The following is a 21,236-nucleotide window of genomic DNA, read 5'->3' on the forward strand; positions in this document are numbered from 1 at the left end:
GGTCTTCAGCGAAAGTGCAATCCCCATCGGCCCGGATCGACGATCCGGCCGCCGGTGACGCGACTCGCCCGCGCATGCCAGGCGATGTACTCGGGGTCGCGGCGCAGCCATTCCCACATCAGACCGGCACGATCGATGTCGCGCAGGCAAACATAGACGGTATCGTCCTGCCAGTGCCGGGCCACCATCATGAACCGAGAAAGCCAGCGGCAGTCGAGCCATCGCAATGCGCAAACGCACTTCTACCTGCATGAACAAGATGATATGACAGATTCATGACAGGATTCGCCCGGCGACGGCGTGAGGCCCCGTCGCCGGGCCCGTGCCATGAGAAAGGGCGAGTACCGGGTTCGAGGCACCACGAGACGCCCGCCGGTGGTCGCGACAGCACCAGATGCCATGGATGGGCATGGCGATGCAGCTTGCGCGCATCGTGGAAACGGTCGCCGGCGCCGACGAACTCGCGGCGGCCATGGCCGCCATTACCGCCGAGCTCGGATTTCAATATTTCGCGCTCGGCCATCATGTCGACATCGTCGCAGCAGGCCCGGCCGCGATGCGATTGCACAATTACCCGCAACGCTGGGCGGAGTATTATGACCGTAATGCGCTGGGCGTGAGCGATCCGGTGCATCGCGCAAGCCATGTCACCGGAATCGGCTTTAGATGGTCGCAAATGGCGACGATGATCCCGCTGACGCCGACCGATCTGAGGATTCTCGCTCTTGGGCGGGCGCAGGGCATCGGCAACGGCTTCACCGTGCCGGTCCATGTGCCAGGCGAAGCACGCGGCTCCTGTTCTTTCGCCAACGAAACAGGGCGCCCCCTGCCGGACACGATGCTGCCGCTCGCCCAGCTGGCCGGCGCGTTCGCGTTCGAGGCAGGCCGCCGGCTGTGGACCGGGCGCGGTAGCGATCCGGGCCGGTCCGGCCCTCGACTGACCGACCGCCAGCGCGACTGTGTCCTGTGGGTAGCACGCGGCAAGGGCGACTGGGAAATCAGCCTCATCCTGGGGATCAGCGAGGAGACGGTCGCCCGGCATATCAAGCAGGCCTGCGAGCGCTACGGCGTGAACAAGCGGACATTGCTGGTGATCCGGACGCTGTTCGACGGAACGCTGACCTTCTCGGATATCTTCCGCGCCCGCTATGCCCCTTTCCGGGCATAGCGCGACACAGGGCACCTCGCCGACCCTCGACCAATCACGGTCAAGGGAGGCAATGCCATGCTGCATGTCCTGCAATCCGACGCCCGGTCCGTGCCGGACGCTGTGCTCCGCGCAATGTTCGCGGCGCGCAAGTCGGTGTTCGTCGATCTGCTCAAATGGGACGTGCCCGTCCTCGCCGGCTGCTATGAAATCGACCAGTTCGACGACGAACACGCCACCTATCTGATTCTCGCGGAGCCGGACGGAAGCCATCTGGGATCGGCGCGGCTGCTGCCGACCATGCGCCCGCATCTCCTCGACAGTGTCTATCCGGGACTGTGCGAGGACGGCCCGCCGCGCGCGCCGGACCTGTTCGAGATTACGCGGTTCTGCCTCGACCGGCGTCTGCGGGCAGCCGAGCGCCGTGCGGTGCGCGACACGCTCGTGCGTGCGCTGGTCGACCATGCGCTGGAGCATGGCATCGCCGCCTATAGCGCGGTTGCGGCGTTGGGCTGGGTCCAGCAGATCCTCGCCTTTGGCTGGCGCTGTCGCCCGCTGGGTCCCCCAAGACTTATCGACGGTGCACTGCTCGCCGCACTGCGCATCGACATCGCTCCCGATACCCCCAGCCTGCTCGCCGCGGCAGGCATAGGGTCGGCCGCCACGCTCCGAACAACGCCTGCACCGCAGCTCGCATAAAAGGAGAAGGCGCATGTTCGACCGACCCGATGCTTCCGATCTGATCGCCCAAGACGCACGCGATCTTCGCGCCCATGGCTGGTGCATCCTTCGCAAGGTGCTGCCGCCGGCGCAGATTCACGCGCTGGACGTCGAACTGGCGGACGGCTTCACGACAACGCCCTTCGGCGAAGGCGGTTTCTACGGCACGACCACCAAGCGGTTCGGACGACTGCTGCGACGCGCGGCGGGCGCGGCGGCGCTGGTCCAGCACCCGCGCATTCTCGGTATCGCCGAAGCCATGCTCGCGCCCTGGTGCGACTGCATCCAGCTCAATACGACCCAGGCCATTGCCGTCCATCCCGGTGCGCCCGCGCAATTACCGCACCGCGATCAGGACATGTGGCGCGGCCCGATTGGCACCATCGAATATCTCGTCAACGTGATGTGGCCGCTCACTGCATTCACCACCGACAATGGCGCGACGTTGGTCTGGCCTGACAGCCACGGTGCGCATTCCCTGACCGATACCTCTGGCTTGCCCTTCGCCGCAGCGATGCGTCCGGGCGATGCCCTTCTGTTTCTCGGTTCGACGCTGCACGGCGCCGGAGCGAATCGCACGCAGGCGGTACGGCGCGGAATCATCATCGGTTACGCGCTCGGCTGGCTTAAACCCTATGAAAATCAATGGCTGGCCTATCCGCCAGAGATCGCGCGTAGCTTCTCGCCCGATCTGGCAGCGCTGGTCGGCTATCGCCAGCATCGGCCCAATCTCGGCAATTTCGAAGGGCAATGCCCTTCGGTGCTGCTCCATGGGCCGACCGATCGAGCGCTCGGCGCAGTCGATGCGCTTCGCCCCGATCAGCAGGCGCTGGTCGAGGCCCACCGGCGGGCGCAGCGAGGCACCTCGTGAACGCCGGGCAGACCGCCGAACGGGTCTATAGCGTATTGCGCCTGCAGATCATGCACGGCGTCTTTGGACCGGGCGAACGGCTCGACCCGACAGTACTCGCCACGTCGCTGGCATCGAGCGTCACACCGGTGCGCGACACGCTCCACCGACTGACGGGCGAAGGTCTCGTCGAGACGCGGACGGCAGGCGGCTTTTACATACCGCCGCTCGACGAACCTCGTCTCGAGGATCTCTATGACTGGTCGGGCGAACTGCTCCTCCTCGCGGTCCGCGCCTGGCAACGCCCTGTTGCGCCCGCGCGCACTACCGAGAGGAAAGGCGACGCGAGCCTGGCCGATCGTACGGCTGCCCTGTTTCTCGCCATTGCCCGGCATTCCGGAAATGGCGAGCACGCCCATGCAGTCGACCGGCTCAACGCGCGCGTGCATGCGGTTCGGATCGTCGAACCCATGACCATCGGCGCGAGTGATGCCGAACTCGACGCATTGGCACATGCTGCCAGCGTCGATGACCACGCCGGCTTCAGACGCCTGTGCGCCAGCTATCACCGCCGACGTCGTCGCGCCGCAGCCGCACTCGTCCGCGCCGTCTATCGCGCGCAATGATGCGCACCGGGCTCGCCAAACAAAATCGATATAGAGTCCGTATAAAGTTCGGATAGCGAGCCAAACTTCCTAGTCTCCTGTGGCTGCACATCGCAGCAGGACCAAGGAGAGCATCATGGAACGCGAAGACGATCTGATCAATCTCGGCACTGCAAGCGTCGAAACCAAGGGAGGCGCCGGCCTTGTGATCGATATAAAGAATGGCCAGGAACCCTTCGGCATTACCGAAGACTGACCGCGTCGGCGCACGGTTCTTCAAGGATCGTGCGCCGATCCGGGCCTCGACCATGGGCTTCTCGCTCCGCGAAGGCATCTCCTACTGCGAGGTAGGCGACCGCCTCCTCTTCCTGGACATCGTCGCCGACCGCTATTTCTGCCTTTCGCTGCCCGTCGAGCACAGCTTCCGGCAGATGCTAGACGGCATGCTGCCGCCCGATGACCGACATATCGAGGGTCTGGTGTCACGGGGCATGCTGATCCCATCCGCGAGTACCGAGGCGCCCGCGCCCTGCGCCCCCCTCCGGATTCCGTCATCGAGCATCCTCGACCTTCCGCTTGGTCCTGTCGGGTTGATCGCAACCGGCCGCGCGCTCGCCAGTCTGGCGGGAACGCGCGTGCATCTACGCTGGGCGGGACTTGGGCGGACGCTCGTGCATCTCAAGGCGCGCAAGACGCGACTGGCGCAATCAGGGGGCCCTGCGAAAGCGAAGGTCGACCAGATCATGGCAGGCTTTGCCGCCGCGTCGCGTATCCGCACCCAGCGCGACAATTGCCTCGCCCAGTCGATCGCCGTGGCGTCACGCATGATCGCGCTGGGCGTCTTGCCCGAACTGGTACTGGGCGTCCAGCTCGGCCCCTTCTGTGCGCATTGCTGGGTCCAGCAGGGCGACAGGCTAATCAATGACCGCGTCGACATGGTGCGGACCTTCACGCCGATACTCGTCCTATGAGGGGTCGGCGCTTCCTCGCGCTCCTGTCGCCTCCAGGCATCCCCCTGCCCCCGCATGCGATCGACAGGGCGCGCGCGGCAGCGACGGCGCTCACCCCGCTTGTCGCAACCGACCGCCTTTTGCTGTGGAGCGATCACCCGCACCGGATCGCACACCCTGAAGGCCATGCCATCCTTGGCGACCTGTTCGACCGCGGGTGCGCGCGGCCGGAGCAGACGCTCGACGAGACCGCATGGAGCGGCATTACGCAGTCGCGCGGGGCAATGCTGATCGACCGCTATTGGGGCAGCTATGTCGCCTTTCTGTCTGGCGAAAGCACCACCAGTATCGTGCGCGCGCCCTTCGGCGATCTTGGCTGCTACCATGCCGAGGCTGACGGCGTTCGCCTGTTCGCCTCCGATCTCGCGCTACTCGAGGCGCTGGGTTGCCGTCGCATTATCGACCGGGGCGCGCTGGCGCGCCATATCGCCCATCCCGAATGGCGTCGAAGCGAGACCTGTCTTGTCGGGATCGCCGAGCTGCGCGGCGGCGATCGCCTGACCGTGTCGGCAGACGGTGCTGCCCAGCATCGCTTATGGTCGCCCTGGACGCATGTCGCGCCGAACCGGCAGATCGATGATGCGGCGCAAGCGGCACACCTGGTCCGGAGCGCCGTCCATCACGCCGTCCGTGTCCGTGCGGCTAAGAGCGATCGTCTGGTCCTGCTGCTTTCCGGCGGCCTCGATTCGGCGATTGTCGCCTCCAGTCTCAAAGGGATGCGCGCGGACGTCATCGGCCTCAACCTTGTCGGAGACGATGCGGCAAGCGATGAGCGCCACTATGCGGCGCTGGCTGCCCAAGCGGCGAGTATCGACCTGCAGACCCGCCGCTTCGAGCTAGCGCGCATCGATGTCCGTAGCTCCGGCGCGGCGCATATGCCCTATCCGGTGCATCGCTGCTTCACCCAGGCGCAGGACGCGATCGCTGCGGAGATGGCGGCGGAATGGGGCGCTGACCGCGTCATCGACGGCGGCGGTGGCGACAATGTCTTCTTCGCGTCGCGTACTGTCGCCATCCTCGCCGACTGCCTCGCCATGCGGGGGCCGAACCGCAGCTTCTGGGACGCGGCGCGCGTGCTAGGCGATCTCGGACAGGCAGGAATCTGGACGCTGGCCTGGCGTGCGGCCCATCGCGCATGGTTCCGCTCGCCTGCCCCGCGTCAGGCGCCGGCGATCGACTTTCTCTCGGACGCTGCGCGTGCCATCGTCCGCGACACACCCGCGCATCCCTGGTTCCTGCCGCCGCCCGGCATCCTGCCGGGCCGGGCGGCGCATGTCGCATTGCTGGTTCCGGCGCAGAACCTGGTCGAAGCGGTCAACGCCCTGGCACCGCAGCGTGCGGTCTCGCCGCTGGTCTCGCAGCCCGTCGTCGAGGCGTGCCTGCGCATCCCGAGCTGGCATTGGCTGGCACCGGGCCGAGACCGGGCGGTGGCGCGGCGCGCCTTCGAACCCGATCTCCCCGCAGCGATTGTCTCGCGCCGTTCGAAAGGCACGCCCACCGGCTTCGTCGCGACGATCTTCGACCGGCATCGGCCCGTCATCCGCGATATGCTGCTCGGCGGCCGCCTGGCCGCGTTGGGCCTGATCGACACGGGCAAGCTCGCCGAGGCACTCTCGTTGCCTGGCCCGGTGCGCGGCCTGCGCTTCGTGCGGCTCATGGAACTCGTCGATGCCGAAGCATGGGCGGCAGCCCAAGGCTGAAGACTGTTCGCGACCGCCGATCTGTCCGGCAAGACGCCGGCCGGGGCAACCGTATGATCATCCGAGGGCGATATGCTGTCATTTGCGGACCATGGCGTTGAGGATGACCAAGGCCGGTCTACCCTAAGGCCGCCGTACCACCGAACGGCTCCGAGCGACGGTGGCTCGGAAGATTCAGAGACGCGGCTGGGTGCAGATCAATCCAAAAAGCTGAACGCATATGCTTGCTCGACTGCCGCGACTTCGTCGTCGTCGAGCGCAGCGAACTCGCGGGTCCGGGCGCGCCCGGACAGCCTGCCCTCGTTTTGTGCGAGGAAGCCGCGGAGCAGCTCGACCTGCGCGGCCGGCATATCCACGATCTGCTGAATATGCTCGCTGAAGCGTTCGAAGCTCTCGAGGAAGCGTATCTCCTCCGGCATATCCTGTTCGATGACTTGCTCGACACAGGCATAAAGAAACTCGACATGCCTGGTCGCGTCAAAGAAGCGATAGAAATCCGCGGTGTCGTTCAGCACGCGGAGATTGCCGTCGCCCGTTGGCTCCCAGCTGATGCACGGAAGCAGCGGCGACGAATAGGATTCCAGCACCGCACGATATTCGGCGATCCGGCGGTAGATGGCCACGCTCACAGGGAATATCAGGCCGGGTGGATTGAAATGCGCAAGCGCAAGCGCGTGGTGGAACAGCCACCGATGGAGGCGCCCGTTCCCGTCGACATAGGGATGGATATAGACGAAGCCGAACGCCAGGCAGGCAGCGGCTGCGACGGGGGCCATGCCGCCGCGAATGGCCCGCTCCGCGTAGGCGATCACCCCTTGCAGCAGCGATTGCAGATCCTCGGCCCGCGCGCTGATGTGATCGGGGATGGGCATCTGCGTGTCGCGGTCATGGACCCCGACAAAGCCCCCTTCCTCGCGCAGGCCAAGACGCACGAAACGGTCATCGCCGATCACGATGCGTTGCAGGCGGTCGAATTCGGCAAGACTCAGTGTGCGCGTACCTGCTTGAGCGATCGCCTGCCCCCAGCGCGTTGCGCGGGTGCCTGACGGACGTTCCCCCTCGATCGCGAACGAAGACTTGGAATCGTTGAGCAGCAGGAACGCCGCCGCGCGCGCCAGCAAATCGGGCCGGACGCGACCGGCGGTTTCGCGCGCGCGCACATCGAATTGCCGCGCACGATAGGCGTCAAGCGCCTGGGTTCTGCGCACCATCGGACAGAACCCAGGCGTTCCAGGCAGATTGTTGATGACCCTATGCCGAGGCGAGGGTTCGCCCTTCGGGAGCGCGAGCTGGAGCGCCGGGTCCACGACGTCGACCGCACGGACCTTCCCAGCGTCGGGGAGTTCAAGCTTGGTCTCGGTGAGCCACTCGTACAGGAACCAGATTCGCCGCGCATAGGCGCCGGTCGGACTGGCCTCGACGATGGCAGCAATCTCTGCGGGCGGGACGGTACCGAACAGCCTCGCAAGAACAGCTAGATTAAGCCCTTCGTAGCGAAGCGCGAAGGTCAGCTGCGCAGCAAGCTCGAAGGCCGGCGCGTAACGCGGTGTAAGCATTCGCCACTGGTCGCTGGAGTGCGGATGGTGCCGTTCGGCAATTGCTGTAAATCGGTCAGCAAGCGGAACCGCGAGATCGAAGCGCTCGATGAGGGCCGCGTAGCCGGCGAGAATGCCGGGCTCCGGCAAAGGAAGCGTGCGAAATTCGATCACCGGCTGTGAAAGCCATTCACGCATCCCAAATTCCTGTGAAAACCATTCTCAAGCAGCTCATGCTTCCTGAGAAGCATTCACAATCTGCGAAAATCTATCACGGATCGACCAATCTGCGAAATTCATTCTCGACTAATTGGTCTGAGCATGATGATGGCCTCCTCCCAACGGAGCCTCTGGGGGAGACCCTAGTCGGGAGGGAGCACTCCCCTCCCCCGTGAACAGCCTCCCGAGAACAAGCGAAAAATCAGGCAGAATCGCAGCTGAAGCGAGCAGAAGATTTTACAGCAAGAAATCGAAATTCGTCGACGAGCAGAGGGCACTTGCGCCTATCGAGTCGGCTTCGGCGGAAGCGTCGGCGGAGAGCCCGACCGCAGGGCGCGCCACCGGGCATATTGCGGGGCCTTGGCCACGTCGGGATCCTCCCGGTCCTGCAACCAGAAGGAGAACCAGTCGAGCGTGCGCGCATAGACGGCACGGCGATGGATCGGCTGCCACTTCACATGATATTCGTCCGGGTAGACGTACATCTCCACCGGCTTGTTCTGCTCATGGAGGGCCCCAAAGGCTTCGAGCGCCAGCCGGAACTCATTGTCGGCAAGTTGCATCAGAAGCGGCGTACCGACGCGGGTGGCATTGCGTGCCAGCGACATGTCACGCCAGAAAGCGGGATTGTCGTGGGTCGCTGGCGGATACCCCATGCCGCGCAACCATTCCGCCCAGGCGATCCCGCCATAGGTCGCGGTCGTATTGGGCTCCATGCAGCAGCTGCTGAGCGCAGCCGCAGCAAAGGCTTTGCTGTTGATCAGCGCAAACGCAACCGTGGTCGCGCCGTCGCTGAGCCCGGTGATACCGACACGTTTAGGGTCGGCATAGCCTTGCTCCACAGCAATATGAACGCCGGTGAGCACCGATGACAAAAGGCTGCGGCGCTCGCCCCAGTCCTTCTGGTTGGCGGCGTTGATCTCGTACCAGGTCTTGAGCTGGGGAAAGGCTGCCGCGAAAAAGCTCGGACGTTCGGTGCTCAGCACGGCAATACCACGCTGGGCGAGCAGGAAGATCGGGTACTCGTTGCCGGTACCACCCCGCAAAAATCCGTCGCTATGATACTGGACGATCACCATCGGCAGCCGCGTGCCGGGCGTGTAGCCAGGCGGGAGGACAAGATCGCCCCATGCCTCCAGCCCGAGCTCGTTGCGCCACTTGAGACGGCGGACGGGGCCTAAACGGACGCTGGCGAACTCGGGGTTGGGATCGAAGATCGTTCGGGAAGCGCCCGTTGCGGTGTTGATCGCGACCACCCTGCGCGGCGTGCTGCTATCCTCGCGCGTGCAGACCAGTTCGATACCGGCCATCACGCACCCGTGCAGTACATCGGTGGTGCGCAAAATGACAGCGGGAGGCGCGCCGCCGGGCTGCCAGCGATAGAGCGCCATGGCTTCCTTCGCCCACCCCTCACGGCGCAGGAAGAGAACCGCATCGCCCTGCCACCAGAGCGAGAGGATACCGCCCGCACAGGCTTCCGCATCGCAGCGATGCCTGCCGACGCCGCCGGCGACGACCAATCGGGCAGGTGCAAGCGGCGAACTGTCCCGGCGCTCGAGCAGGGCTTTGCTGCCATCGGGCCCGACCGCCCTTGGTTCGACGGGCATGTCGTTCGGAGCAGCCTGCGCGACCGCAGCCTGGTCTGCCGGGTCCGCAGGCAGAATCGCGCCGGTGCGCAGATCGACCGCGTTCGCATCCAGAAGGTCGGTTGCGGGCATCAACGGTCGCGCCGAAATCTCCGGCGACACCCTGCGGTCGTAGAGCCACCCCGACTGCCCCTCGCGATCGAGTGCCGCCTCCGTGTCGGCCGTCCCCTTCCGCGTTCCATAGAGCAGCAGGGATCCATCGCTGCTCCACGCCACCGCTTCGACATCGACGGCGACGTGCGTGACGGCACGCGCGCCACTGCCGTCCGCCTCCGCCACCCACGCCTGGGTTACGCTGGCATCACGCCGCAGATAGGCGATCCGGCGCCCGTCGGGCGACCAGGCCGGCACGATCGTGCGGGTGGCGCCACTCGGCAGATAATGGCCCCGCTGCACGTCCAGGATCGTGATAAGCGCGCCGCCCCGGTCAACCACACGCGGTGGTTCCTTCCCGGTCAGCCCGCTCACCACCACCGCGCGGCAATAGCTGTTCGTGGCGAGATCGGCGCGGTTGACGATATAGGCGATACGGCTGCCGTCGGGGGACAGCGCGAACGGACTGGGTCCACCAAAGGATGCCGAATCGGGATCGCCGATTTCGCGGAGCTCGATAAGGTCTGCCGCCGTGAGGTCACGGGCTGCCGGGCGGATGCTATCGTCCCCCGGCAGGACCTGCTCGCAGCGCGACCAGGCGGTGGTCGGAAGCAGCGCACACCAGAGCGGAGCAACGAAACGCAGACAGAAGGCCGGGCTCACCATGTGCGGGTGATCCCGAATGCGATCAGTCGGCCCACGGGTGAATAATTGGTCGAATCATAGGGCGTGTCATAGGGAATCGCGGTGGCGATCGGGTCCGGCTTGGCGTTGAACAGATTCTGCACCGACAGGCTGAACTCGAGACCGCCGAGCGGAGTACCGGGAGCAACCCGGTAGCGCGTGGTCAGGTCGAGCGTGGTCATCGACCCGATCCGCGGGGCCGGCGACGACCGCGTGTCGCGAACCATGCCGATATAATTCGCGTTTGCCGCCAGGGTGAGGCCACCACCGGTCCACGCCGCCGCCATCTGGCCCCGCCAATGGGGCGGATTGAAGATGGTGCCCGCAAGGTCATAGACGGGCTGGCTGGCGCTGAGCTGCTGGTCGCTTTTGAGATAGGCGAGGTCGAACGACAGGCGCAGATGTTGATCCCGTGCGATCGCTGCACTGTAGCTCGCCAGCACGTCGATGCCCCGCGCACGCTGCCGCCCGGCATTGAGGTTGGCATCGTCGACGATGGCGACGACGTTCGCAGGATCATAGGGAACGCCGGTAACGTTGAGGAACGTGCCCGCGCTGGCGATCGCCGCGGCCTGCGTTGCGGCACTGGGATTGAAGATGATCTGGTCCCGATAGATCGGATTGCTGAGTGCCTGGGCAAGCAGCGTGATCGGCGCGACGATGCGGTCTCGATACTGCACGTTGAAATAGCTGATCTCGAGGGTCGCTCCCGGCAAGCCGCGGGGATGGAGTGCGAGCGTGCTCGACCAGGTCGTCGCTTTTTCCGGCTTTAGATCGGGATTGCCGCCCAGGATCAGGATCGCTCCCGCCGTCGCAGGCGTGCCGGTCGCGCCCAGCGATCGGGGCGGAAACAGATAGACGGCGCGCGGCTGATATTGCTGGTAGAGCGTCGGCGCGCGAAACGAGGTGCCCCAGCTTCCCTTGACGCTGACGTCGGGCGTTACCGCCCAGGACAAGCCGAGCTTCGGCGTCGCCACGTCGCCGATGCCGGGGTAGCGCTCGTAGCGCAGCGCCGCGCTCGCATCGAGCCTGGTTACGAAGGGCAGATTCGCTTCTGGACCGATCAGCGGCAGGCTCAGCTCGCCAAAGGCGAACCAGTTATCCTGTGAGGCGGCCGTGTTGACCGCGCTCCCCGTCCCGACGAACCGCCGGAAGGCGATATCGCGATATCCGCCGCCGACCGCGAGCTTGGCGATACCACCCGGCAGACGGAAGAGATTGCCATTGGCATTGACCTCGAGCGACTTGGCGGTGTTGCGGTAGAAACTCGGACCGGAATCGCTGCAGACCGAGGCGGCGCACTCGACTTGGTGATAGTCGACGCGCTCCTTGCCATAGGTGCCGCCGAGCGCGATCTGCCAGCCGTCGGACAGGTCCAGCGCCAGCGTCGGCGCGACGCCGAAGGACTTGTCGACGGACGAGAAGGTCGCTTTGCCCTGATCGAGATTGCCGCCCGCGATCGTCGGAAAGGTCAGGTCGCTCCAGCGGATATTGTACAGCCCGTCGAGCGAGAAGGTCAGGCCGCCACCCAGGTCCTGATGCCCGCTGGCGACGACGCTGTGGTGGCGAAGCGCAGGAAACAGGTCGAGCCCCGGCGAGCGGCTGGCCGCATAGGATCGCTCCTCCGCGCGGATGGCGGTGTTGCTCCCATATTCATAGGCGGCAAACAGCCCCCCGGAGGCCCAGGTGCGTCCGGCGAGCGCGCCATATTGCTGCCGAAAGTCACCGCCGTCCGTCGTGCTCGCGAGGCGTGCGCTGGTTTCCAGCCCGTCATAGTCGTGCCGCAGGATGATGTTGGCGACCCCGGCGACGGCATCCGAGCCATAGATCGCCGAGGCACCGTCCGGAACAATCTCGATGCGATCAAGCGCAGCGACCGGGATGCCCGACACGTCGACGCTCTGCCGGACCGCCGTATAGGCGAGACGATGCCCATTGAGCAGCGTCAGGGTCGCGTCGCTGCCAAGGCCACGCAGATTGAGGGAAGATCCGCCACCGACATCGACGCCACTGGCAGAGGGTACGTTCATGCCGATGCCAGGATTCTGCCCCCCGCCGAAACTCTGCGGAATACGGCGAACCACGTCACCCAGGCCGAGCTGACCGGAATCGCGAATTTCTTCCCGGCCAATCCGGACGATGGGTGACGCAATCGCGGCACCCCGCAACCGGCTACCGGTGACGACGATGTCCTGCGGATCGCTTGCGGTGCCAGTGTCGCGATTCCCGCGGGCTTGCCGCACGGCAAATCCACCCTCAACGGGCGTGAAGACCAGTCCGGAAGCCCCGAGCAGAATACGAAGCGCCTCCTCCGGCGTATAAGAGCCGTGCAGCGCGGGCGCCTGCCGCGCCGCTACGTCTTCGCTGGCCGCCAGCACCGTCACACCGGACTGCAGCGCCAGCGCCTTGAGCGACTCGCCAAGCGATTGGGCCGGGAGGTCGAAAGCAACGCGTCGCACCACCTGCGCTCCCACGACCGAGGGCGCTACAATCAGCGCCACGACAGCGCCGCCATGCAGCCAGTTTTTCGCGTGAAACCGCACCATTCTCTTTTGCCTCCCCTTAGCCACGACGTGGCTGCTCGGACGGGGAGACGCCGGGGGAGGAAAACCCCCGACAACTTTTTTAGCGCGGTGCGCTCGCTCCCTGTGGCCCCGGGCGCAACAGCAGGAGGCCAGGGTCGGATCGGTCGATGCCGAGGTGGAAAGTCACTGCCACCGCATGGGCGAATGCTTCGGGGTTATGCACCTGGAACGCCCCGGTTGCCGTCAGCCGTGACAGGCGCGTATCCGCCAGGCGCAGCTGGACATGGTTGTAGCGGTTGATGGCCTCCACGGCCTGGCCAAGCGGCGTGTTGTCGAGCACCAGCATGCCGGATACCCAGCGCGCTTCTCCTGCCACCGCAGGCCGGGGCGCAGCCTTGTCGTCTAGTGCCGCAGCCTGACCCGCGACCAGCGTGCGGGTTTGCCTGGCTTTTCCGCCCTCCCTGCGCATCCAGTCGACATGGCCTTCCAGTACGGCAATGGTCGGGGTGCGGCCGATGACACTGACGTCGAAAACGGTGCTGCCCGCAGCGACGGTGCCACCGGGCACGGCAACGATAAAGGGGCGGTTGCCGTCGCGCATAACGCGAAAGCGGGCGCGGCCGCGCTCGAGGGACACCCGCCGCTCGCCAGATGATAACGTGACCTCTATGCGCGTGCCGGTATCGAGGGTCAGTTGTGATCCGTCGGTGAGCGCGATCGTCCTGATTTCGCCGCGCGGGGTCTCGTAGGTTGTGGCCTTTGCCGCCGCAATCCATCCGACAGGTGGACCGTAGCGGAGCAGGCCAGCCGTGCCGATGCCGAGCGCGGCAACGATGCCGACCGTGGCGGCAGCCATATGCGTGCTGTGCCGCATCAGGAAAGGCGCGGGCACAAGCTTTCGGTTGCCAGCTACCATACTGCTGGCAAGCTGGGCGCTGTCGCGCCAGTTTCGCTCCGCCTGTTGATAGGCGATGCCGTGACGGCGATCTGCGGCAATCCAGGCAACGAAAGCCTGCTCGACCGTCGGGCTGGCGCCGCCCTGGCGACGCACCAGCCATTCCCCAGCGGCATCATGGATACGCTGCGGAATGTGCTTCTTTGTGTCAGTCATGGCGGCGGAGATGCCGTCCAAGCTGCTTGATCGCCCGGCTCATCTGCTTTTCCACCCCTCGCACGCTCAGCCCCGTCTGCTCCGCGATTTCCGCGTAACTATAGCCGTCGAGCCGGCAAGCGAGAAATATCTGTCGCGTAAGGGGCTTCAAACGAAGGACGGCCTGTTCGATCCGCGCAAGCCGGTCGCGCGCCTCCAGCGCGGCCACCGGATCGCCATCGCTGATATCGACATCGTCGATCGACACATGCTGGGCTTGAGAGGTACGCCCGGCGGCGCGAGCATGGTCCAGCAGAAGATTGTTCGCCGCCTCGCGCAAATAGGCACCCGGCGCGTCGAGCGTGACCGCCTCCTTTCGCTCTCGCGCGACGAGGCGGACGAATACCTGCTGGACGATATCCTCGGCGCGATCCTCTGCGGCGCGGCGGTGCAGAAACCGCAAAAGACCCGGTCGCTCGGCGCGATAGAGTGTGTCCGCAACCGTTATGGGCGCCACCCGGTCATGGTCGGGTGGCAGCGGATTGCCTTCCTCCAGCGGCAGGCGGACAGGACCTAGCGCGGCGCGCACGTCGCGGGGCGCCTTGCACTGACCTTCGCGCGGGATCGCATCGCTTCCACCTCCTCGCAATCTGCGAGGCGATGCCGGCGAAAGCCGGGTGTTGAGAACATGCACGAGAACATGCGCCGACGCCTTTGGCCGCGAACGGCTTGGACATGCGCGTGGGCCACCCGGCTACAGGATGGCAGATCAGTTCGGTCTCGCACGAGGTTCTCACGCCTCGGCGCCATGCATTCACGGCGCCGGCACAGAGTACATCTCGCTCGGCAAGACGCAAGCCCCCTGTAAATTGTAGTAAATGAGAGATATTATTGGCTAACTGCTTTTCGAAAGTCGTACCGACAGGCGCCAAACTCAGGCCACACCCTCCACTCCCTTGCGCTGGATGATCGACAGGAGCCGTAGCGCGGGACTGCCGGGCTTCTTCTTGCCGCGTTTCTGTCGGTCTTCCCTCGCGCGTGTACACCGCGATCACGATCGGCGTATCTGACCGAGGCCACGCAACGGCGATGTCGCCGGCCATGTCGCGCCCGCTATGCCCGGTCTTGTTGCCGATCCGCCAGCTTGTCGGCAGGCCGCCGCGCAGGCGGGGTTGGTCTGGTTCCCGATGAGCCAGCGTGTCAGCAGCGCCTTTGACCGGGAGGACAAAACCTCTCCGAGGACGATTTTCTGCAAGGTGGCTGCCATCGCCTCTGGGGTCGTCGAGTCCCATGGCCCACCCGAGGGTACGCGATCGAGCTGCGGTTCGTAGTGATCGACGCGGGTTATGCCATCTCCGATCGACCGCAGGAATGCGGTGAGCGCAGCCGGACCGCCAGAACGCGCCAACAGCAGGTTGGCACAAAGGCCGTCGCTTATCTCCACCGCAGCCTTGCACATCGCCTCGACGGTCATCGCGCCCTTTGTCAGATTGGCCTTGGCGACGGGCCCCCACAGATCCTTCGTGTCCTGGACTCCATAACGTATGGCGGCGTTCAGCTTTTCCTCTCCGCGATCAACGCGCGACGGCACGAAGGCCGCCAGGGGGGCTTTGTAGGAGCTGCACATGATGAATCGTTCGTCGGCGCGCCATGCCAGCTTCGCGCCCGTCCTGACGTTGACCGCATAGACGCCGATCCGACCGCCCGTCACCCGCTCATACTGTGCGATCGGGTCGGAAACAGCCGATCGCGCGAGCCCAGGCCAGCAAACCAGCGCAGGCAAACCAAGCGAAAAAACGCGGCGTGTGGGCTTCATGGGAGGAGCCTCGTCATAAGCGATGTTGCGAGTTTGACGGGGAATGCCTGAGCCAGCAAAGGACTGCCCGCGACCGGGCAAAAATCGAGAGTAGCGTAACGAGATGAGCGACCAGAAAAACGGCGTCTTGGTCAAAGGCCGTCTGATTCCCTTTCCTTCCTCGATAAGTCGGGAGGCACACGTCAGTCTCAAGCGACTGGTGAACGACGAGGGCGTTCCGCTGAATGCGCTCTACACGATACCCCTGCCGGGCGACCATGCCGGCTGGGTGCAGCTTAAGGCTGCGGCAGACGGGCTTTATGCGACGTCGGTGAAAGGGCTCGCCGGCACCACGCACGCCACCGTCGAGACGGTTCGAACCGGCGCGACCACGATTCACGTCGCTACGCCTGAAACCGTGGAGGCGCCGCATTGTGCCTATGTCGATTTTCACGGGGGAGCGTTTGTGTTTGGCGGCGGAGAAGCGTGTCGAGCGCAGGCGCAGATGCAGGCCGATCAGCACAAGGCGCTCTGTTATGGCATCGATTACCGGATGCCGCCTGAATATCCCTACCCTGCGGGTCTGGATGATGCGATGGCGGCGTATCGCTATGTGCTGGGACGGCACGCACCCTCGCGCATCATCGTCGGCGGGCGATCGGCCGGCGGCAACCTGGCTGCGGCGATGCTCCTCCGCGCGAAGCAGGAAGGGCTCCCCATGCCTGCCGGTTTGATCCTGCTTTCCCCGCAGGTCGATCTGACGGAATCAGGTGACAGCTTCCAGGTCAATCAGATGATCGATGTGGTGCTGCCCAAGTCGCTGATGCAGAACAACGAACTCTATGCCGGTGGGACCGATCTGTCGCACCCCCATCTCTCGCCGTTGTTCGGCGACCTGACAGGCCTTCCGCCGACTTTCCTCCAAACGGGCACGCGCGACCTGTTCCTGTCCAACGCGGTACGGATGCACCGTGCGCTTCGACAGGCGAAGGTAGACGCCGAACTGCACGTGTTCGAGGCGATGCCGCATGGAGGATTTCAGGGGAACACGCCGGAGGATGAAGATCTGGCGTCCGAGATTTCCCGATTTGTAAAAACTCGATGGAAGTGATGTACTTCCACTGATCCTTGGTCGTTCAATTGAAGTAGTTCCATCGGCTCAGGGGCGCTTGGTGAATGTCGCGAGCGAGCGCGTACGCCACAGTTCCGAACATGGGAGGCGGCGTATCGTCCAAACCACCGAACCCGATCGCGGTGAGCACGAGGGAGGTGGCGAGCTCATCATCCAGGCTCTCGTCTATCGGGAACATAGTACACCGTCCTGGATGGTCGGCCATGTCGAGGATGTGGATTCGGCGTTCGGAAAGCTGGGCGGATTTTCGCGGCTTCGTTCGCGCGGTCATCGACCACGTTCGCAACGCGCCGGCCCCCACCGATCAGTTCACCGTGCTCGCTCGGCCTGTTGATAGCGCAGTTGGGGTGGAGGGTGCCTACCGATTGGCCGTCATCCCTGGCGAGTTGCTTGGGGAGGATGGGGTGCCGGTACCTGAGAGGGAACGCGCATGGCGCTCCGTCGCGGCCGATAACGGTGACCTGGCGGATCATGTGATTTCCACCCCATGTTACACGGTTGCACATGCGGCCAGCCGGCCAGCGATCAGGGCTTCCGCCTCGGCGACAATCCGACTGACCAGGTCGCGGCAGGTCGGCACGTCATGGATCAGCCCCTGGACCTGCCCCGCCCAGATGAGGCCGGCATCGAGATCGCCTGTTTCCAGCGCTGTCCGTCCCCGCGCGCCGGAAACCAGCGGGCGGATATCCTCGAACACCGTGTCCGGCGCGCCGGAACGCGCGACCACCGCATCCGACACGCTGTTCTTCGCCACCCGTCCAGTATTGCCGAAACGGCGGAAGATAAGGTTGGTCGCGCGCTCGTCATTGTCGACAAGGAAGCGCTTGACCGCATCGTGGATCGGCGCTTCCACGGTCGCGCAGAAGCGCGTGCCCATATTGATGCCCTCCGCTCCCAGCGCCAGCGCTGCGACCAGCCCGCGCCCATCGGCAAAGCCGCCGCTCGCAAGCATCGGCACCCGCACCCGATCGGCAGCAGCCGGGATCAGGACCAGACCAGGCACATCGTCTTCGCCGGGATGGCCGGCGCATTCGAACCCGTCGATCGAGATCGCGTCCACACCCATCCGCTCGGCCGAAAGGGCATGGCGGACGGCGGTGCATTTGTGGATCACGGTGATGCCGTGCGCCTTGAACGCCTCGACATGTTCCTGCGGGCGATGGCCGGCAGTCTCGACGATGGTGACGCCGCTGTCGATGATCGCCTGCCGATACTCGGCATAAGGCGGCGGCGAGACCGCGGGCAGGATCGTCAGGTTCACCCCGAACGGCCGATCGGTCATCGCACGGCAACGATCGATCTCGCGGCGAAGGTCATCGGGCGTCGGCTGGGTCAGCGCGGTGAGCATCCCCAAGCCGCCGGCGTTCGACACGGCAGCGGCAAGCTCCGCCCGCCCCACCCACATCATGCCGCCCTGCACGATCGGGTGCTCGATGCCGAGCAGCTCGGTAATTCGCGTGCGGAGGGCCATCACAGCGCCTCGACGATGGTGACGTTGGCGATGCCACCGCCTTCGCACATGGTCTGCAGGCCATAGCGCTTACCGCGCGCGCGCAGCGCGTGGATCAGCGTCGCCATCAGCTTGGTGCCGCTGGCGCCGAGCGGATGGCCGAGTGCGATCGCCCCCCCGTTCACATTCAGCCGCGCGGGATCGCCGTCAACATGGCCCAGCCAGGCCAGCGGCACCGGCGCGAACGCTTCGTTGACTTCGTACAGGTCGATATCGTCGATCGACAGCCCCGCCTTGGCGAGTGCACGATCGGTGGCAAACAACGGCTCTTCGAGCATGATCACCGGATCGCCGGCGGTAACGGTCATGTCGACGATCCGGGCGATCGGCGTCAGCCCGTGCGCCTTCAGCGCACGTTCGCTCACCACCAGCACGCCGCTCGCCCCATCGCAGATCTGGCTCGCATTGGCAGCGGAGATGATGCCGCCTTCCTGCAACAGCTTGACGCCACCTATGCCTTCCAGCGTCGCATCGTAGCGAATGCCCTCGTCTCGAACATGCAGGCCGCCGTCGACCGGCACTGGCACGATCTCGTCGGCAAAGGCACCGCCATCGGTGGCGGCGGCGGCGCGGCGGTGGCTTTCGAGCGCATAGCGATCGAGCGTCTCGCGATCGAAGCCATGCTTGCGCGCGATCGCTTCCGCGCCCTGAAACTGGCTGAACTCGCGCACGCCGAAGCGCGCGGCGATGCTGGGGCTGACCGGGCCGATGCCGATCCCCTCGCGCTGGTGGAACGACAGGTTGGAGAACATCGGCACTCGCGTCATGCTTTCGGCGCCCGCCGCGATCACCACGTCCTGCGTGCCGGACATCACCGCCTGCGCCGCGAAGTGGACCGCCTGTTGCGACGAGCCGCATTGCCGGTCGATCGTCACCGCCGGCACGCTGGCCGGCAGCTTCGAGGCGAGCACCGCGTTGCGGGCAAAGGCAAATGCCTGCTCGCCCGCCTGGGTGACGCAGCCGAGGATCACGTCGTCCACCGCCGCCGGATCGATCCCGTTGCGATCGACCAGCGCGTTAAGCACGGTGGCGGCGAGATCGGCGGGGTGCACCCCGGCAAGGCGACCGTTGCGGCGGCCGCCGGCGGTGCGAACGGCTTCGACGATATAGGCTTCGGCCATGCTCAGACTCCCTGGAAATTCGGTTTGCGGCGGGCGGCGAAGGCGGCGAACCCCTCCCGGGCCTCCGCCTGTGCGCCGCTGCGTTCGATGGTGGCGGCCTCGCTTTCGAGATGGTCGCGCAGCGATACCGCCCCGCCCTCCAGCAACAGTCCGCGCGCCGCACCCAGTGCCGCGACGGGCGCGGCGACCAGCCGGACGACGCAAGCCGCCGCCTCCTCCGCCAGCGCTCCATCGTCGACGGTGGCAGTGACGAGGCCCGATCGCTCCGCTGCCTCGGCATCGAGCCGCTGGTTGGTGAGGATCATCGCCTGGGCGCGGCGCAGGCCGATCAGGCGCGGCAGGAACCAGCTCATGCCGCCATCGGGGGTTAGACCCACACCGGTATAGGCAGCGGTGAAATGGGCCGAGCGCGCCGCGATGACGACATCGCCGATCAACGCGAGACTGAGCCCGGCGCCCGCCGCCGCGCCGTTGACCACTCCCAGCAGCGGCTTGGGCATCGTCATCAGCGTCAGGATCGCGCGGTTGAGCGGATCGATCAGCCCGCGCAGCAGGCGTGGCGCCTCGGCCCCCGCGGTTGCCATCGCCGCGACGTCGCCCCCGGCGCAAAAGATGCGGCCGGTACCGGTCAGCACCACGCAGCGTATCGTCGCATCGGCCGCCACCTCGACCGCAGCCTCAGCCAGCGCCTCGGCAAGCGCGAGGTTGATTGCGTTGCCCGCCTCGGGCCGATGGAGCCGGATCTGCGCCACCGGACCATCGCGTTCGAGCAGGATCGGGCTCATTGGCACGCCTCCATCGCCGCGCGCGCGAGGCGCGCGAGCCGGGGAAAGCTGGCAGCACGTTCGCGGGCATGGGCAGAGGCCGCCGTGCCGCGGATCACCCGTCCCTTGATCCCGTGGAAGATCGCGGCCAGCCGGAAGAAATTGAACGCGACGTAGAAGTCATAGTCGGGCAGCCCGGCGCGGCCTGTGCGCGCGCAATAGTCGGCGACATAGGCCTGCTCGTCCGGGATCCCCAGCCCGGCGATGTCCGCCCCGCCCAGCCCCGCGACGATATCCGGCGGCATCCGGTACATCAGCGCGTGATAGGCGAAATCGGCGAGCGGATGGCCGAGTGTCGACAACTCCCAGTCGAGCACCGCGACGATGCGCGGCTCGCTGGGATGGAAGATCAGATTGTCGCAACGGAAATCCCCATGCACCAGCCGGGTCTCGTCACCTTCGGGGATATGCGCGGGCAGCCACGCGACGAGCGCGTCCATGTCCGCATCGCGGCCGGCGTCGATGTCGTCGAGATATTGCCGGGTCCAGCGGCCGATCTGGCGCGCGAAGTAATTGCCCGGCTTGCCGTAATCGGCCAGCCCGATCACAGCCGGGTCGAGCTGGTGCAGCGTGGCGATGGTCGCGTTCATCGCATCGAAATAGGCGGAACGCTCCATAACCGGCACATCGGAGAAGGTCGCGTCCCAGAAGATGCGGCCCTCCACGAGGTCCATCACATAGAAGGGCGAGCCGATCACCGCTTCGTCGGCGCAGATACCGACGACCGCCGCGACGGGCACGTTCGATCCCGCGAGCGCGCGGAGCACGCGCGCCTCGCGCAGCACGTCGTGCGCGCCCTTCAGCAGCGGGCCCGGTGGCTTGCGCCGCAACACATAGCGGCGTTTCGGCGTGGAGAGCCGATAGGTGGGGTTAGACTGGCCGCCCTTGAATTGCTCGACGACCAGCGGCCCGGCAAAGCCCTCCACTTCCGCAGCCATCCAGCGCGCGAGCGCGGCCTCGTCGAAGCGGTGCCCCTCGCGCACCGGCGTGGTGCCGGCATTGCTCGCCTGATCGAGCGGGGTCGCCATGG

20 protein-coding genes are annotated in these 21,236 nt (G+C 65.7%); 8 read left to right on the top strand and 12 right to left on the bottom strand.

The genetic code is table 11. The features are described from left to right. Positions 1 to 5 precede the first annotated feature (5 nt). Entirely contained in the window at positions 6 to 191 is a 186-nt protein-coding gene (locus ACT53K_RS12915) for a transcriptional regulator domain-containing protein (protein ID WP_476229078.1), read from the bottom strand. 218 nt (positions 192 to 409) lie between these two features. On the opposite strand from ACT53K_RS12915, the gene ACT53K_RS12920 reads away from it, so the two are divergent. From ACT53K_RS12920 to ACT53K_RS12950, 7 genes are all read left to right on the top strand, one after another. After that, a complete protein-coding gene (locus ACT53K_RS12920) occupies positions 410 to 1,168 on the top strand; it encodes a LuxR family transcriptional regulator (RefSeq protein WP_476229079.1) in 759 nt (252 codons plus the stop codon). A gap of 57 nt (positions 1,169 to 1,225) precedes the next feature. Next, positions 1,226 to 1,846, top strand: a complete 621-nt coding sequence (locus ACT53K_RS12925; RefSeq protein WP_476229081.1) for an acyl-homoserine-lactone synthase — start codon at positions 1,226 to 1,228, stop codon at positions 1,844 to 1,846. A gap of 13 nt (positions 1,847 to 1,859) precedes the next feature. After that, positions 1,860 to 2,738 carry a phytanoyl-CoA dioxygenase family protein gene (locus tag ACT53K_RS12930; RefSeq protein WP_476229082.1) on the top strand — a complete coding sequence of 293 codons (879 nt, stop codon included), beginning with the start codon at positions 1,860 to 1,862 and terminating at the stop codon, positions 2,736 to 2,738. Then, complete coding sequence (locus tag ACT53K_RS12935) at positions 2,735 to 3,343, top strand: GntR family transcriptional regulator (protein WP_476229083.1); 609 nt, start codon at positions 2,735 to 2,737, stop codon at positions 3,341 to 3,343. Before ACT53K_RS12930 ends, ACT53K_RS12935 begins: the two co-directional genes overlap by 4 nt. A gap of 115 nt (positions 3,344 to 3,458) precedes the next feature. Then, positions 3,459 to 3,578 carry a benenodin family lasso peptide gene (locus tag ACT53K_RS12940; protein ID WP_476229084.1) on the top strand — a complete coding sequence of 40 codons (120 nt, stop codon included), beginning with the start codon at positions 3,459 to 3,461 and terminating at the stop codon, positions 3,576 to 3,578. Next, positions 3,544 to 4,293, top strand: coding sequence for a lasso peptide biosynthesis B2 protein (locus tag ACT53K_RS12945; RefSeq protein ID WP_476229085.1), 750 nt, complete (start codon positions 3,544 to 3,546; stop codon positions 4,291 to 4,293). Before ACT53K_RS12940 ends, ACT53K_RS12945 begins: the two co-directional genes overlap by 35 nt. Next, on the top strand, positions 4,290 to 6,032 hold the full coding sequence (locus tag ACT53K_RS12950; RefSeq protein WP_476229086.1) for an asparagine synthase-related protein: 1,743 nt from the start codon (positions 4,290 to 4,292) through the stop codon (positions 6,030 to 6,032). Before ACT53K_RS12945 ends, ACT53K_RS12950 begins: the two co-directional genes overlap by 4 nt. Positions 6,033 to 6,229: 197 nt before the next feature. On the opposite strand, the gene ACT53K_RS12955 is transcribed toward ACT53K_RS12950, so the two are convergent. From ACT53K_RS12955 to ACT53K_RS12980, 6 genes are all read right to left on the bottom strand, one after another. Further along, positions 6,230 to 7,765 (bottom strand): Fic family protein, encoded by a 1,536-nt coding sequence (locus ACT53K_RS12955; protein ID WP_476229087.1) that lies wholly within the window; start codon positions 7,763 to 7,765, stop codon positions 6,230 to 6,232. A 305-nt stretch (positions 7,766 to 8,070) separates the two neighbouring features. Next, positions 8,071 to 10,191, bottom strand: a complete 2,121-nt coding sequence (locus ACT53K_RS12960; RefSeq protein WP_476229088.1) for an Atxe2 family lasso peptide isopeptidase — start codon at positions 10,189 to 10,191, stop codon at positions 8,071 to 8,073. Continuing rightward, entirely contained in the window at positions 10,185 to 12,668 is a 2,484-nt protein-coding gene (locus ACT53K_RS12965) for a TonB-dependent receptor domain-containing protein (protein ID WP_476229089.1), read from the bottom strand. Before ACT53K_RS12965 ends, ACT53K_RS12960 begins: the two co-directional genes overlap by 7 nt. Before the next feature lie 166 nt (positions 12,669 to 12,834). After that, positions 12,835 to 13,845 (bottom strand): FecR family protein, encoded by a 1,011-nt coding sequence (locus tag ACT53K_RS12970; RefSeq protein WP_476229090.1) that lies wholly within the window; start codon positions 13,843 to 13,845, stop codon positions 12,835 to 12,837. Next, positions 13,838 to 14,413 carry an RNA polymerase sigma factor gene (locus tag ACT53K_RS12975; RefSeq protein WP_476229091.1) on the bottom strand — a complete coding sequence of 192 codons (576 nt, stop codon included), beginning with the start codon at positions 14,411 to 14,413 and terminating at the stop codon, positions 13,838 to 13,840. The genes ACT53K_RS12970 and ACT53K_RS12975 overlap by 8 nt, the downstream gene beginning before the upstream one ends. Before the next feature lie 462 nt (positions 14,414 to 14,875). Continuing rightward, positions 14,876 to 15,775: a serine hydrolase gene (locus ACT53K_RS12980; RefSeq protein WP_476229092.1), complete on the bottom strand. Its 900-nt coding sequence runs from the start codon at positions 15,773 to 15,775 to the stop codon at positions 14,876 to 14,878. Here ACT53K_RS12980 and ACT53K_RS12985 point away from each other — a divergent pair. After that, positions 15,744 to 16,730, top strand: a complete 987-nt coding sequence (locus ACT53K_RS12985) for an alpha/beta hydrolase (protein ID WP_476229093.1) — start codon at positions 15,744 to 15,746, stop codon at positions 16,728 to 16,730. The genes ACT53K_RS12980 and ACT53K_RS12985 overlap by 32 nt on opposite strands. A 25-nt stretch (positions 16,731 to 16,755) precedes the next feature. Here ACT53K_RS12985 and ACT53K_RS12990 read toward each other — a convergent pair whose 3' ends face one another. From ACT53K_RS12990 to ACT53K_RS13010, 5 genes are all read right to left on the bottom strand, one after another. Next, the gene (locus ACT53K_RS12990) at positions 16,756 to 17,022 is read right to left on the bottom strand and encodes a hypothetical protein (RefSeq protein WP_476229094.1); all 267 of its coding nucleotides are present in this window, start codon (positions 17,020 to 17,022) and stop codon (positions 16,756 to 16,758) included. A gap of 219 nt (positions 17,023 to 17,241) precedes the next feature. Further along, positions 17,242 to 18,222 (bottom strand): NAD(P)H-dependent flavin oxidoreductase, encoded by a 981-nt coding sequence (locus ACT53K_RS12995; protein WP_476229095.1) that lies wholly within the window; start codon positions 18,220 to 18,222, stop codon positions 17,242 to 17,244. Beyond that, positions 18,222 to 19,382 (bottom strand): acetyl-CoA C-acetyltransferase, encoded by a 1,161-nt coding sequence (locus ACT53K_RS13000; protein ID WP_476229096.1) that lies wholly within the window; start codon positions 19,380 to 19,382, stop codon positions 18,222 to 18,224. Before ACT53K_RS13000 ends, ACT53K_RS12995 begins: the two co-directional genes overlap by 1 nt. A gap of 2 nt (positions 19,383 to 19,384) precedes the next feature. Continuing rightward, positions 19,385 to 20,167, bottom strand: coding sequence for an enoyl-CoA hydratase/isomerase family protein (locus ACT53K_RS13005; protein ID WP_476229097.1), 783 nt, complete (start codon positions 20,165 to 20,167; stop codon positions 19,385 to 19,387). Continuing rightward, entirely contained in the window at positions 20,164 to 21,234 is a 1,071-nt protein-coding gene (locus tag ACT53K_RS13010; RefSeq protein WP_476229098.1) for a phosphotransferase, read from the bottom strand. The genes ACT53K_RS13005 and ACT53K_RS13010 overlap by 4 nt, the downstream gene beginning before the upstream one ends. Positions 21,235 to 21,236: the final 2 nt, after the last annotated feature.

Source organism: Sphingomonas sp. DMC8, assembly GCF_056314185.1.